Origin of the sequence: Pseudomonas syringae (assembly GCF_021605415.1) — a bacterium.
Taxonomy (GTDB): Bacteria; Pseudomonadota; Gammaproteobacteria; order Pseudomonadales; family Pseudomonadaceae; genus Aquipseudomonas; species Aquipseudomonas syringae_S.
Map to the genome: position 1 here is coordinate 54435 of NZ_WKEQ01000033.1, position 12980 is coordinate 67414.

Annotated in this window: 13 protein-coding genes; 5 read left to right on the forward strand and 8 right to left on the reverse strand. The window is 59.9% G+C overall.

The window, feature by feature from the left end:
- Positions 1-69: 69 nt before the first annotated feature.
- The 3 genes from GIW69_RS20755 to GIW69_RS20765 form a co-directional block, all read right to left on the reverse strand.
- Entirely contained in the window at positions 70-369 is a 300-nt protein-coding gene (locus GIW69_RS20755) for a hypothetical protein (protein ID WP_236484656.1), read from the reverse strand.
- A gap of 70 nt (positions 370-439) precedes the next feature.
- Entirely contained in the window at positions 440-811 is a 372-nt protein-coding gene (locus tag GIW69_RS20760; RefSeq protein WP_236484657.1) for a c-type cytochrome, read from the reverse strand.
- A 61-nt stretch (positions 812-872) separates the two neighbouring features.
- Positions 873-2204, reverse strand: a complete 1332-nt coding sequence (locus GIW69_RS20765) for an aminotransferase-like domain-containing protein (RefSeq protein WP_236484658.1) — start codon at positions 2202-2204, stop codon at positions 873-875.
- A 91-nt stretch (positions 2205-2295) separates the two neighbouring features.
- Between GIW69_RS20765 and GIW69_RS20770 the strand changes: the two genes are divergently transcribed.
- Complete coding sequence (locus tag GIW69_RS20770) at positions 2296-3189, forward strand: DMT family transporter (RefSeq protein ID WP_236484659.1); 894 nt, start codon at positions 2296-2298, stop codon at positions 3187-3189.
- On the opposite strand, the gene GIW69_RS20775 is transcribed toward GIW69_RS20770, so the two are convergent.
- On the reverse strand, positions 3190-4017 hold the full coding sequence (locus GIW69_RS20775) for an AraC family transcriptional regulator (RefSeq protein ID WP_236484660.1): 828 nt from the start codon (positions 4015-4017) through the stop codon (positions 3190-3192).
- A gap of 128 nt (positions 4018-4145) precedes the next feature.
- Between GIW69_RS20775 and GIW69_RS20780 the strand changes: the two genes are divergently transcribed.
- Both GIW69_RS20780 and GIW69_RS20785 read left to right on the forward strand, forming a co-directional pair.
- Positions 4146-4664, forward strand: a complete 519-nt coding sequence (locus tag GIW69_RS20780) for a carboxymuconolactone decarboxylase family protein (protein WP_236484661.1) — start codon at positions 4146-4148, stop codon at positions 4662-4664.
- 130 nt (positions 4665-4794) lie between these two features.
- Positions 4795-6981: a response regulator gene (locus GIW69_RS20785; protein WP_236484662.1), complete on the forward strand. Its 2187-nt coding sequence runs from the start codon at positions 4795-4797 to the stop codon at positions 6979-6981.
- A gap of 10 nt (positions 6982-6991) precedes the next feature.
- Here the strand turns inward: GIW69_RS20785 and GIW69_RS20790 are convergent, their stop codons facing one another.
- On the reverse strand, positions 6992-8437 hold the full coding sequence (locus GIW69_RS20790; RefSeq protein ID WP_236484663.1) for a SulP family inorganic anion transporter: 1446 nt from the start codon (positions 8435-8437) through the stop codon (positions 6992-6994).
- A 132-nt stretch (positions 8438-8569) separates the two neighbouring features.
- Between GIW69_RS20790 and GIW69_RS20795 the strand changes: the two genes are divergently transcribed.
- Entirely contained in the window at positions 8570-8872 is a 303-nt protein-coding gene (locus GIW69_RS20795) for a DUF7693 family protein (RefSeq protein WP_236484664.1), read from the forward strand.
- A gap of 225 nt (positions 8873-9097) precedes the next feature.
- Here GIW69_RS20795 and GIW69_RS20800 read toward each other — a convergent pair whose 3' ends face one another.
- Both GIW69_RS20800 and ggt read right to left on the reverse strand, forming a co-directional pair.
- Complete coding sequence (locus GIW69_RS20800) at positions 9098-9631, reverse strand: cysteine hydrolase family protein (RefSeq protein ID WP_236484665.1); 534 nt, start codon at positions 9629-9631, stop codon at positions 9098-9100.
- 68 nt (positions 9632-9699) lie between these two features.
- A complete protein-coding gene (gene ggt / locus GIW69_RS20805; RefSeq protein WP_236484666.1) occupies positions 9700-11427 on the reverse strand; it encodes a gamma-glutamyltransferase in 1728 nt (575 codons plus the stop codon).
- A 136-nt stretch (positions 11428-11563) separates the two neighbouring features.
- Between ggt and GIW69_RS20810 the strand changes: the two genes are divergently transcribed.
- Positions 11564-12079 carry a methylated-DNA--[protein]-cysteine S-methyltransferase gene (locus GIW69_RS20810; RefSeq protein WP_236484668.1) on the forward strand — a complete coding sequence of 172 codons (516 nt, stop codon included), beginning with the start codon at positions 11564-11566 and terminating at the stop codon, positions 12077-12079.
- Between the two features lie 120 nt (positions 12080-12199).
- On the opposite strand, the gene GIW69_RS20815 is transcribed toward GIW69_RS20810, so the two are convergent.
- The gene (locus GIW69_RS20815; RefSeq protein WP_236484667.1) at positions 12200-12790 is read right to left on the reverse strand and encodes an NUDIX domain-containing protein; all 591 of its coding nucleotides are present in this window, start codon (positions 12788-12790) and stop codon (positions 12200-12202) included.
- Positions 12791-12980: the final 190 nt, after the last annotated feature.

Consider the following 12980-nt stretch of genomic DNA (forward strand, 5'->3'; position numbering starts at 1 on the left):
GACCTGGATTACAAAGGCAAAAAGAAGCTTCCGACAAAGACTGACGCATGCGATGACACTGTGCAGCTCCTACACGGTACGTTTGAGAAGCTCACAGACACCGTGGGCTCTGTTTTTCGCAGTGTAGGAAACGTCGAGCGAACCGTCGGGGTTGATGCTCAATGAGATCGTCACTCCGGCGCCTTGGGCTTCGTAGTAGTTTTCGTTAAAGGTTTTCAGTTTGCCTTCCTTGCCGTTGATGTAGATCGGGCCGCCCTCGTCCGCGTGGACTTCGATCTTGCCCGGGCAGGTGGCGGTGAACACTGGAATGCCGGCATGGGCCAGGCCCATGCCGAGCATCAACGGGGCAATCAATAGCAAACGGGGCATGGTGAACGCCTGAAATTGTCGAAATAAATGGAGCTGCCGCAGCCTTCGGCAACTCCTACTGTGGGGATTTCTATTCCGGGAAGCTTTGCAGGTAGGCCAACAGGTTGTCGACCTTCTCTTCATCGCTCAGGCCCCAGAAGATCATCCGCGTGCCCGGCACCACGCCTTTCGGGTCTTTGAGGTACGCCGTGAGGGTTTCGCGATCCCACGTAATGCCTGAACTTTTCATCGCATCGGAGTAGATATAGTTCGCCGAAGTGCCGGCTCGACGGCCGACGATGCCGTTGAGCTCAGGGCCGAACGCCGGGCGTGCCGATTCACCAACCTGATGGCAGCCACCGCACAAGCGCGGGAATAGCTTGGCGCCCGCTTCGGCATCGCCGGCAGCAAAGGCTGGCGTGCTCAGGCACAAAGCAAAGGTCAGTAAAGCAGCGTTTTTCATCAAGCATCCCAAGGCAACATTAACAGGCGAGGAAAAGGGTAATCCCCCAAGGCGTGTCGCGCTACATGTAAGCGCTGACCACTTGCTTCACTTTGATCAACGCTTGATCCAGGACAGCCATCTCGACTGATCCCAATGCCAGGCGAATCGCGTGGGGCACGTGGACTGATACCGCAAACGGTTCGGCAACGGAGACGGCTATCTGTTCGTGCATCAGTTGCACGGCAATGTGATCGGCACGCGCATCTTCCGGCAGCGGCAGCCATAAAAAGTACGAAGACGGATGCCCCATGCACCGCAGTCCTTTCAACCGCTTGGCCGCCAGATTTTGCCGCGCCTGTGCATCGCTGCGTTTCTGCGTTTCAAGCCGCTCGACCGTGCCGTCGTCGAGCCAGCCACAGGCAATCGCCGTCATGACGCCCGGCGTGTTCCAAGTGGTTGCACGGATGATGCGCTCAAGCGCTGAAACCAACGACACCGGCGCAGCGATAAAACCGACCCGCAATCCCGTGGCGATATTTTTCGACAGTCCAGACACATACACAGTGCGCTCTGGTGCCAGAGCCGCCAGCGGAGGCGGTGCATTTTCGACCAGAAAGGCGTAGGCCGCGTCCTCAATAATCGTCAGATCATGCCGGCGAGCTATCGAAACCAGTTGTTCACGTTGTTCAAGGGGCATTACCCAACCCAGCGGATTGTGCAACGTCGGCATGCTGTAAACAGCGCGCACCGAACGACTGCGGCAGAGTTTTTCCAACGCGTGAAGATCCGGCCCGGTCTCCGTGCAAGGAATGCCCACCACCTCCAGATGCAGCACATCGGCCAACACCTTGAAGCCCGAATAGGTCAAGGCATCGGCGGCGATCACATCGCCCGGTTTGAGCAGCGCCATCAACGACACCGCCAGCCCTTGTTGGGCACCGTTGACGATCAATACCTGCCCGACATCCACCTGTAAACCACGACTGAGCAAATGCCGCGCGACCGATGCTCGTTCATGAGGCCGGCCGGCGTGAGGCTGGTAACGCAGCAGTGCTTCGAGATCACCGGACAATGCCAATTGGCGCAACGCCGTGCGCAAGAGATCAGCCTGACCGGGCAGCGACGGATAGTTGAAATTGAGGTCGACCATGCCGACAGCAACGTCCTTCTGATCGGCGCCCTGCCCCGGCGGCAACGAGATTTCCCGCACGAACGTACCGCGCCCGGTCTCGCCGCTGACCAAGCCCATGGCTTCGAGTTCGGCGTACACCCGCGACGCCGTGACCAGGGCCAGGCCTTCGCTGGCGGCGAGTTGCCGGTGGGTGGGCAAGCGCGTGCCGGGCGCCAGACGGCCGGCACGGATGTCAGCGGCATAAGCGTCAACAAGGTTTTTGTAGCGAGAGCGCGGCATGGCGGGATGTATCCATGACAATTATTTGATTGTCCTGATTCTGAGGCCGAGGATTTGCCCAACGCAACTCTACATTTGAGTATGAAGCCGCATGCAAACAACCTCTGCTCTACAAAACCCGGTCATGGAAAAAACCAGCGGCTGGATCAACGGTTTCATCGGCGTGGTGATTTTCAGCGGCTCGCTGCCAGCCACGCGCCTGGCAGTGCAGGCGTTCGATCCGGTGTTTCTGACCGTGGCCCGAGCCGCCATCGCCGGTGCATTGGCGGTGATTGTGTTGAGGCTGTTTCGCCAGTGCCGTCCTGTACGGGCGCAATGGTGGTCGCTGATGATCGTCGCGTTCGGCGTGGTACTCGGTTTTCCTTTGCTGACGGCCTTGGCGCTGCAACACGTGACGTCGGCTCATTCGATTGTGTTTGTAGGATTGTTGCCACTGGCCACCGCGATGTTTGCAGTGCTGCGCGGCGGCGAACGTCCGCGCCCGGTGTTCTGGTTATTCTCGATTCTTGGCAGTTTGCTGGTGGTCGGTTTTGCCGTGTCCCAAGGGCTGACCGCTTCCCCCGTCGGCGACCTGTTGATGCTGGCGGCGATTCTGGCGTGTGGCCTCGGTTATGCCGAAGGCGCCAAACTCTCGCGAACCCTCGGCGGCTGGCAGGTGATCTGTTGGGCGTTGGTGTTGACGTTGCCATTGATGGCGACGCTGAGCCTGTGGCTGGCGCCCGCCTCGTTCAGCGGCATCAGCCTCCCGGCGTGGTTGAGCCTGGCTTATGTGTCGCTGTTCAGCATGCTGATCGGCTTCGTATTCTGGTATCGCGGCCTGGCTCAAGGCGGGATCGCGGCGGTCGGGCAATTGCAATTGCTGCAACCGTTTTTCGGTCTGGCATTGGCGGCGACGTTGCTGCATGAGCAGGTCAGCCCCGGCATGATCGCGGTGACGGTCGGCGTGATTTTCTGTGTGGCGGGGGCAAAGAAGTTCGCCAAATAATCAGGCCGGGGCGTCGCTAGCCTTCCACTCCCGAGGACTGAGTCCAGTCTTGCGGCGAAACGCGCGGGCCAGCGCCGACGGACTTTCGTAGCCGACTTCTTCGGCGATCAGCGCAATCGGTCGGCCTTCGCGCAGACGCTTTTGCGCCAGGCTGATGCGCCAGCTCACCAGATAATCCACCGGCGTCTGCCCCACCACTTTACGGAAATGTTCGGCAAAACCCGCCCGGGACAAATTTGCTGCGGCCGCCAGTTCCGCGACGCTCCAGGCCTTGGCGGGTTGCTCATGGATCAGGCTCAGCGGCCGCGCCAGCCGTGCATCCGCGAGCCCCGCCATCATGCCCGGACGCTGGTCGCGGCTGCCAAGAAGATGGCGCAACAGCAGAATCACCAACAGCTCGAACAGTCGATCCATCACCGCTTCACGCCCGCAATGTCCGTCGAACGCTTCCTTGAACAGCCAGTCCAGCGTGCCGGCCAGCTCAGGTATTTCATCGAGTTTGAGCATCAGATAATCCGGCAACGCGGCTGCCAGGGCATTGCCCGCACCGCCATCGAACGTCAGCGACGCGCAGACCAGTTGAGCGCCAGCGGCTTCGTCGGCGAACAGCCGATGCGGGTAAGGTTTGGGAAAGAAAATCAGCGTCGGCTCGGTCAGCCGTACATCCGGGGCATCCCCGAGTTTGACCAGCAACTGGCCTGCTTGCAGCAGATGAACGTGTCCACAGACTTGATGGCCATCGTGGGCGCTGATGCCGCAAAAAGCGCCGCTGTGAAACGTGCCGGCGTTCACGCCGAAATGGCTGAGCAAGGTCGATAAGCGATCCATAAGCACTCCGAGACATTTGGACGATCTGTCGCATATCGTCAACGATTTGCACCCAATACGCCAACACTCCTCATTAACATCCTCTCCATACCCGACGCACAACGCGCCGGTCTATCTGGAGAATCATCATGAGCCGCATCGCACCTGTCACCCTCGAAACCGCACCTGACGCCACTCGCCCATTGCTCGAAGGTGTAAAGAAGAACATCGGTTTTCTGCCTAACGTCTTCGCAACGCTGGCCAAATCGCCCGTGGGCCTCTCCGCTTATCTGCAAATTTCCACCGCGCTCGGCAAGGTATCGCTGACGGGCAAGGAAAAAGAATCCATTTACCTCGCCACCTCGCAAGCCAACGGTTGCGACTATTGCTTGGCGGCGCATACGCTGTTCGGCGCCAAGGCCGGGCTTTCGTCCGAAGACATCCTTGCGGCGCGCCAGGGTGAGTTGAATGCCTTTGCAACCCTCGCCCGCCAGATCACGGAGACCCGTGGCCGCTTGAGCGACGAGCAAATTGCCGCCGCCCGCGCCGCCGGTATCGATGATGCCAAGTTGGTTGAAGTGGTGGCTTTGATCGCTGCGCAAACCCTGACCAACTATCTGAACAACCTTGCCCTGCCGGACATCGACTTCCCGGCCATCGATGCCTGAAAAAGCAAAAATTCGGGATCTGGATCACGCCATGACGTGTGGGTCGTGATTCAGATTTCCGACTCTGAAACCAAATACCCCGCACCAGTGTCTGTCTACTATTCCGGTGGCGCGCAAGGTATCTAACTTCATGACAGACTGGCTGCAAAACGGCACGGAGATGGCCAATCGGATACGGCACCATGACTGGGACAACACCTCCCTCGGTCCGCTGGCGGATTGGCCCGATGTACTCAAGACCACCGTTTCGCTGACCCTCGCTTCACGCTTTCCCCAAGCCATCGTCTGGGGTTGCGAGTTGATTACGCTATACAACGACGCATTCTTGCCCATTCTCGGCAACAAACCCGAAGCGTTGGGCCGTGCATTCAGCGATGTGTGGGAAGAAGCCTGGAGCAATATCAGCCCGATTGCCGATGCAGCGTTCGCCGGGCAAGCCACCTATATAGAAGACTTTCCGCTGAAGATCATCCGGGGTGATGGCCCGGAGAAAGCCTATTTCACCTTTTGCTATAGCCCGATCCGCGACTCGCTCGGCAACGTAGTCGGCATGCTCGACACCGTCACCGAAACCACGCAAACGGTGTTTCTCAATCAACGCCTGGCAGTACTCGATGCCATCAGCAATGCCGTTGCCACGGCCACCGACGCCCAGACGATCCTCGCGGCCACCACCCGTTTGCTCGCCGAGCATCTGCAACTGTCGAACTGCGCCTACGCCGACATGGATGCCGATGAGGACGGCTTCACCATTCGTGGCGACTGGCCGGCAGCGGGCTCGCCGAGCATCGTCGGCCAATACCGGCTCAAGGATTTCGGCGAGCAAGCCGTCAGCCTTCTTCGCGCCGGCGAGCCGTTGAAGATCAACGACAACCTGACGGAATTGCCCGACGAGGAAGCCGCCACTTTCCAGGCCATCGGCATCACCGCGACCATTTGCATGCCGCTGATCAAAAACGGTCGATTGACCGCATTGATGGCCATCCATGACAACGCGCCGCGTCTTTGGTCCAGCTATGAACTGGCGCTGCTGAGTGAAGTCACCGAGCGTTCGTGGGCACACATCGAGCGGGTGCGCGCCGATGCTGCAGTTCGCGAAGGTTTGAACGCGCTGGCCGAATTGAACGCGACGCTGGAACAACGGGTCGAGGAGCGCAGCGCGCGCCTGGCGCAGACCGAAGCCGCATTGCGTCAGTCGCAGAAGCTTGAAGCCATCGGCCAGTTGACCGGCGGCGTGGCTCACGATTTCAACAATCTGCTGACGATCATTCGCTCGTCGATGGATTTTTTGCGCCAGCCGGATCTATCGGCCGAGCGGCGCCAGCGTTACCTCGGCGCGGTGGCCGATACAGTCGAGCGTGCCGCCAAGTTGACCCATCAACTGCTCGCATTCGCCCGGCGCCAGCCGCTCAACCCGGAGATCGTCGATGCCGGCCAGCGTCTGGCAAACATCGGCGAAATGCTCGAAACCGTCACCGGTGCGCGGATTCAGGTCAGCGTCGAGCTGCCTGATGAACCCTGCTATATCCACGTCGATCTGAGCCAGTTCGAAACCGCGCTGATCAACATCGCACTCAATGCCCGCGATGCCATGGATGGCGAGGGCGCCCTCAAATTGCGTCTGACCGGCAACCTGCCGCTACCGGCCATCCGTGGGCATGCCGGCTCTCGCGAGGCATTCGTGGCAATCGCCTTGTCGGATAACGGCCCGGGCATCGATGCGCATACCCTCGAGCATATTTTCGAGCCGTTCTTCACCACCAAAGTGGTCGGCAAGGGTACGGGGCTTGGACTGTCGCAGGTGTTCGGGTTTGCCAAACAGTCCGGCGGTAATGTGGATGCCGCCAGCGTGATCGGCCAGGGAACGGTGTTTACGTTGTACCTGCCGCAGGCCGAAGCCGGGGAAGTCAGCCTGCCGACACTCGAAGCCCTCGCCGAGTTACCGTGCGGCAATGCCAAACGCCGGGTATTGGTGGTTGAAGACAATCTGGAAGTCGGCAAGTTTGCCAATCAGATCCTGCAGGATCTGGGCTACGAAACGGCGTGGGCGACCAATGCCGAAGAAGCGCTGCAACTGATCGGCCCGCAAGCCACAGCTTTCGACGCGGTGTTTTCCGATGTGGTCATGCCTGGCATCACCGGCGTCGCGCTGGCCAAGGAGCTGCGTCGGCGCAGACCGGATTTGCCGGTGATCCTGACGTCCGGCTACAGCGAAGAACTGGCGAAAAGTGGCTGCGAAGGCTACGACTTCCTCGCCAAGCCCTACTCCACCGAGCAGGTCGCACGGATTCTCGGCAAGACGCTGTTCAAGGACTGAATGACGCAGGTCAGTCGTGCTCGACCCCGGCACGCTTGAGCATTTTCTTGCAGCGTTCGGACAGATGGAATACGCGCAAATGCTTGCCGGCCTTGGCGTAGCGTTCACGCAGGGTTTTCAGCGCGGCGATGGCCGAGTAGTCGACGAAGCTCAGGTGCTTGCAATCCAGGGTCACTAGCGACGGATCGTTGGCCGGATCGAACTGGTTGAGGAACGGTGTGGTCGAGGCGAAGAACAGCGTGCCGTGCAGGCGGTAGAGCTTGCTGCCGTCGGCCTCGTCGTGGGCATCGGCGTACAGCTCGCGGGCCTGCTGCCAGGCGAAGTTCAGCGCGGCGATGATGATCCCGCAGAGCACGGCTGTGGCCAGATCGGTGAACACGGTGATGATGGTCACGGCGATGATCACCAGCACATCGTTGAGCGGCACCTTGTTCAACACACGCAACGAGGCCCAGGCGAAAGTCTGTTGCGACACCACAAACATCACACCGACCAGCGCCGCCAGCGGGATACGCTCGATCAACGGCGACAGAAACAGGATGAACAGCAAAATCAGCACCCCGGCCACCACCCCGGACAGACGTCCGCGTCCACCGGAACTCAGGTTGATCACGGTCTGGCCGATCATCGCGCAACCCGCCATGCCACCGAACACACCGGAGACCATGTTCGCTGCGCCGAGGGCCACGCATTCACGATCAGGGTAGCCACGGGTTTCGGTGATTTCATCGGTGAGGTTCAGGGTCAGCAGGGTTTCCAGCAGGCCGACCATGGCCATCAGGATCGCGTAAGGCGCGATGATGGACAGCGTCTCCAGATTCCACGGGATGTCGGGCATCGCCAGGGTCGGCAAGCCACCGGCGATGTGCGCCATGTCACCGAGGGTGCGAGTCGGCAGGCCCAGCAGATACACCAGCAGACCGACGCCAAGAATTGCCACCAGCGCGGGCGGCACCGCGCGGGTCAGGCGTGGCAACAAATAGACGATGGCCATGGTCAACGCCACCAGGCCAGTCATCAGGTACAGCGGCGAACCGCTGAGCCAGTGTTCACCGCTTTTGAAATGTTCCAGTTGCGCCAGCGCAATGATAATCGCCAGGCCGTTGACGAAGCCGAGCATCACCGGGTGCGGCACCATGCGCACCAGTTTGCCCAGACGCAGCAACCCGAACGCCATCATCACCAGTCCGCCGAGCAGCACCGTTGCCAGCAGATATTGCACGCCGTGTTGCACCACCAGCGCCACAATCACCACCGCCATTGACCCGGCCGCGCCGGACACCATCCCCGGGCGCCCGCCGAACAGTGCGGTCAATGTGCAAATGATGAAAGCGCCATAAAGACCCATCAACGGATTGAGGTGCGCCACGAGCGCAAAGGCGATGCATTCGGGCAACAGCGCAAACGAGGTGGTGAGTCCGGCCAGGACATCGGCGCGCAGACGGGTCGGTTTCATGGTGTACCTGATGGATAAGCGAAAAAAGAGGGTGCGGATGTTACGCAAGTGAGCGCGACGGGGCCAGTGTCCGCAGACAGCACAGGCGCTGCGCTTTATGCTTGCGCATTCCGTTACTCGTCGAGTTTTGCCATGCCTGCCTTTCTCACTGCCCGCGAAGTCTGCCAGCGATTGCGTGATGCTGCGTTGGAAGTCGTTGCCTTGCGGCGCATCGATGAGCCGTGCGGGCCGAACCTTGTGACGGTCGATCTGGAGGGTTGGCGGCTGGTGCTCGACTTCGAAGGTCAGCGTCTGCACCACTGCGAACGTGCTCGTAGCGCGGAGGGTCGCGAGGGTTTGCTGGAAACCTGGCAGCGTTACGGAACCGATCCGGTGAGTCTGTTGAGCACCTGGGAATTGGCGCAGATCGAGCGACTGCTGCTTCAGTGCGATTGAGGCGAATCACTTCTGCCGCTGAGCAGCCCTGGCTGACGGTGTGGTGCCTGACCTGACGCTTTCGCTGGCAAGCCAGCTCCCACAGGTTCTGCGGGTGCTCAAAAAATCTGTGGAGCTGAGAGTCAGCCTTGAATGCACAGATAAATATGGCTGGCATAAAACCCTGTGGGAGCTGGCTTGCCAGCGATAGCGGTCTATCTGCTGGCAGCGATTCGTCAGACGATCCTAAAAGGTAATGCCAGCCGCCGGTTTGACATCAATCCGCGCCACCGAACCGGTCAGGTGCGCCCAGTCCTTGTTGTGCTCGGCGATGATGTCTTCGGCACTGAGCGTCCCGTTATCGACCGTGGAATGGGCGTCGGCGGCGATGACCACGTCGTAGCCGCGCTCATGGGCCTGGCGAACGGTGGCGTTGACGCAGTAATCGGTTTGCAGGCCGCAGATGATCAGCCTCTCGAAGTCTTCTTTGGGTATCAGTTTTGCCAGCGGCGTCTGGTAGAACGAGTCGCCCGTGGTCTTGCGTACACGCTTGTCCTGAGCCGAAACCGTCAATCCCTCGGCCAGTTGCCAGCCTTCGCTGCCGTGTGTCAGCAGATCGCCCTCTTCTTCATGCTGAACCAGCACCACCGGAATACCCGCCTGGCGTGCGCGAGTACTGAGGTCGTTGATTCGGGTAATTACTTTTTGGATATCGAAACACTCATATTCACCGGCGCACAAAGCCCGCTGGACGTCGATGATGAGTAATGCCGTGCTCATGAGTTACCTTCCTTGATGGTTGCCTGAAGACCGGGACGGACAAGCGTCCGCCCCTCCTTTTACGCTGCTCAGTAGCCCAGTGACAAGCCGGTGTTGCGCCGTGGATCATTGGCGCCGTAGAAGCGGTTCTTGCCCACCGGTTTGCCACCCAGCGATGGCGCGCCGACGAGGATCGCGGCGATGTGGTTCGGATCCTGCGGCCCGGCAAACTTGTGCCCCCAGCTTTCCAGGAGCTTGCGCGTGTCCGGGCTGGCGGCGAAGTCTTCGAGGTTGGTTTCCTCCGGCATCCATTGCTGATGGAAACGCGGCGCATCAACGGCTTCCTGCAGCCCCATGCCGTAATCGATCACGTTGAGCATGGTCAACAAAGTCGCAGTGATGATCCGGCTGCCGCCCGGCGTGCCGACCACCATGACCACTTTGCCGTCCTTGGTGACGATGGTCGGGCTCATCGACGACAGCGGCGCCTTGCCCGGCGCGATGGCGTTGGCTTCGCCCTGCACCAGGCCGTACATGTTCGGCACGCCGACTTTGGAAGTGAAATCATCCATTTCGTCATTGAGCATGACCCCGGTTTTGCTCGCCATCACGCCCGCGCCGAACCAGTCGTTGAGGGTGTAAGTCACCGACACCGCGTTGCCCCATTTATCGACGATCGAATAATGGGTGGTGTTGCTGCCTTCGTGAGGTGCCACGCCGGGTTTCAGCTCAGCGGAGACGCCAGCCTTTTGCGGTGCGATGGCGTCACGCAGCTTGGTCGCGTAGTTCTTGTCGAGGAGGTGTTCTATCGGGTTTTTCACGAAGTCCGGATCGCCGAGGTAGCTGTTGCGATCCACATAGGCGTGGCGCATCGCTTCGATTTGGTAGTGCATGCCCTGGGCCGAGTGGAAGCCCAGTTCCTTCATCGGATAGCCTTCGAGAATGTTCATGATCTGGCAAATGACCACGCCGCCAGAGCTTGGCGGCGGCGCGGAAACCACGTGATAGCCACGGTAATCACATTCGACCGGCGCGAGCTCGCGGGTCTTGTATTTGTCGAGGTCGGCCTGGGTGATGATGCCCTTATTGGCCTGACTGGAGGTGACGATCGCGTCGGCCACCCAGCCTTTATAGAAGCCGTCGCTGCCTTTTTCGGAAATGGTGCGCAGGGTTTTGCCGAGATCCTTCTGCACCAGTTTCTGCCCGACCTGCATGGGCTCGCCGTTGCTGAGGAAGATCGAGCCGGAATCGCGCATGTCCTTTTTGAACACGTCCGTGGCGTACTCCAATAACTCGACGTCGCCCTGCTCCAGTTCAAAACCGTCTTCGGCCAGTTTGATCGCCGGGGCGATCATCTCCTTGCGCGGTTTGGTGCCGTACTTACTCAGCGCCATTTCCATCCCGGACACGGTGCCCGGCACGCCGACCGCCAAGTGCCCGCGAGTGCTCAGATCCGGAACGACGTTGCCTTCCTTGTCGAGGTACATGTCGGCAGTCGCGGCCAGCGGGGCTTTTTCGCGGAAGTCGAGAAAGGTCTTGCGGCCGTCCGCCAACGGGATGGTCAGGAGCCCGCCCCCGCCAAGGTTGCCCGCCGCCGGGTAGACCACCGCCAGCGCGTAACCCACGGCGACCGCCGCATCGACGGCGTTGCCGCCACTTTTCAATACATCGACGCCGACGTGGGTGGCCAGATGCTGCGCGGTGACGACCATGCCGTTTTCCGCTGCCACGGGCGCCACCGACGCCGCGTGGGCCATTAGGCAAGTCAGCGTCAGGGAGGTCGCAATCAGCGTTTTGGCAAAAGGTTCGTACTTCATGAGTCGGTCTCTTCTTTTTATTCAGTAGGGAAACGCTTCAAGAGCAACAGCCAGTATGGTCGCGATTGCGTATTGCGCCTCCCCGATCCGGCAGTATGCTGGGCGCTGTTCACGCCACGATCCGGAGTTAGCACGCATGCCACATACGTTCATCACCCTGCCCTCGCCAGTGGGCGTGTTGAAGCTGGTCGCGAACGGCTCACGACTGGCGGCCATCCTCTGGGAAAACGACAAACCGAACCGCGTGCGCCTGGGTTCGATGAGCGAGGCACCGGACAATCCGATCCTGATAAAGACCGCTCGGCAACTGGAAGAATATTTTGCCGGCACGCGCGATTGCTTCGATCTGGAATTGGACTTCGTGGGTACGACGTTTCAGAAATCGGTGTGGGCGGCGTTGTTGACCATTCCGTTCGGCCAGACGCGTTCCTACAGCGAAATTGCTGTACAGATCGGCAATCCAGCGGCGGTGCGCGCGGTGGGAGCGGCGAACGGGCGCAATCCGATATCGATTGTTGCACCGTGCCATCGGGTGATTGGGGCGTCCGGGAAATTGACCGGTTTTGCCGGTGGGCTTGAAGCGAAGGAGCGGTTGTTGCGGTTGGAGGGTTTTCGAGGGATAAACGTCGGCCGTACAGGCGACCTGTTTTGAGTTGAGATGGAGATCCTTGTGGGAGCGAGCCTGCTCGCGAAATTGCAGTGCCGCTCAACATGAGTGGCGGCTGATAGACCGCTTCGCGAGCAGGCACGCTCCCACAGGATTAGCTAAAGCCTAGGCATCAAACAGACTGTTCATCGCCGCGTATTGCAACAGCATGATGGTCTTGGCGTCGCAGATTTCCCCGCGCGCGAACGCCGCCAGGGCTTCATCGAAACGCCACTCCAGCACTTCCAGTTCCTCGGTCTCTTCTTCCAGTCCGCCTCCCGCGCTGACCTTCGAGGCCGCATCGTATTCAGCGATGAAAAAATGCAGCTTCTCCGTTACCGAACCGGGGCTCATGTAGGCCTCGAATACCTTCTTCACGTCATGCACGCGATAGCCGGTTTCCTCTTCGGCTTCATCGCGGATACGCTGCTCCGGCGCCGCGCCTTCGAGTAACCCGGCGGCCACTTCGATCAACAAGCCGTCATGGCCGTTGACGAACACCGGCAAACGAAACTGGCGCGTGAGCACCACGGTGCGCTTTTCGCGGTTCAACAGCAGGATCGCCGCACCGTTGCCACGGTCGTAGACTTCGCGGGTCTGCCGTTGCCAGTCGCCATTGTTACGTTGGTAATCGAAGGTGATTTTCTTCAGCAGATACCAGTCGTGGGACAACACCTGGGTGTCGACGATGTTGACCCTCTCGGCTGTATTGGACATGTCGCCTGATCCTCTGATGTGTGCGAAAGACCTACAGCGTAGGCAAAAAAAACCCGGCAATGCTCAGGCTGTGTGAAAACCTAGCAATCTGCTGGCCGGTTGAAGAAAATGCCCGTATCGCAAGATACGGGCATTTTTCTTATGCGCTATATCCAAGGTGAAAACCGCTCCCAGAGCGCGCTGTTTCCAC

Excerpts from the sequence above, each read along its gene's own strand:
- GIW69_RS20755 (WP_236484656.1), bottom strand. The coding sequence starts at position 369 with ATGCCCCGTTTGCTATTGATTGCCCCGTTGATGCTCGGCATGGGCCTG.
- GIW69_RS20760 (WP_236484657.1), bottom strand. The coding sequence starts at position 811 with ATGAAAAACGCTGCTTTACTGACCTTTGCTTTGTGCCTGAGCACGCCA.
- GIW69_RS20765 (WP_236484658.1), bottom strand. The coding sequence starts at position 2,204 with ATGCCGCGCTCTCGCTACAAAAACCTTGTTGACGCTTATGCCGCTGAC.
- GIW69_RS20770 (WP_236484659.1), top strand. The coding sequence starts at position 2,296 with ATGCAAACAACCTCTGCTCTACAAAACCCGGTCATGGAAAAAACCAGC.
- GIW69_RS20775 (WP_236484660.1), bottom strand. The coding sequence starts at position 4,017 with ATGGATCGCTTATCGACCTTGCTCAGCCATTTCGGCGTGAACGCCGGC.
- GIW69_RS20780 (WP_236484661.1), top strand. The coding sequence starts at position 4,146 with ATGAGCCGCATCGCACCTGTCACCCTCGAAACCGCACCTGACGCCACT.
- GIW69_RS20785 (WP_236484662.1), top strand. The coding sequence starts at position 4,795 with ATGACAGACTGGCTGCAAAACGGCACGGAGATGGCCAATCGGATACGG.
- GIW69_RS20790 (WP_236484663.1), bottom strand. The coding sequence starts at position 8,437 with ATGAAACCGACCCGTCTGCGCGCCGATGTCCTGGCCGGACTCACCACC.
- GIW69_RS20795 (WP_236484664.1), top strand. The coding sequence starts at position 8,570 with ATGCCTGCCTTTCTCACTGCCCGCGAAGTCTGCCAGCGATTGCGTGAT.
- GIW69_RS20800 (WP_236484665.1), bottom strand. The coding sequence starts at position 9,631 with ATGAGCACGGCATTACTCATCATCGACGTCCAGCGGGCTTTGTGCGCC.
- ggt (WP_236484666.1), bottom strand. The coding sequence starts at position 11,427 with ATGAAGTACGAACCTTTTGCCAAAACGCTGATTGCGACCTCCCTGACG.
- GIW69_RS20810 (WP_236484668.1), top strand. The coding sequence starts at position 11,564 with ATGCCACATACGTTCATCACCCTGCCCTCGCCAGTGGGCGTGTTGAAG.
- GIW69_RS20815 (WP_236484667.1), bottom strand. The coding sequence starts at position 12,790 with ATGTCCAATACAGCCGAGAGGGTCAACATCGTCGACACCCAGGTGTTG.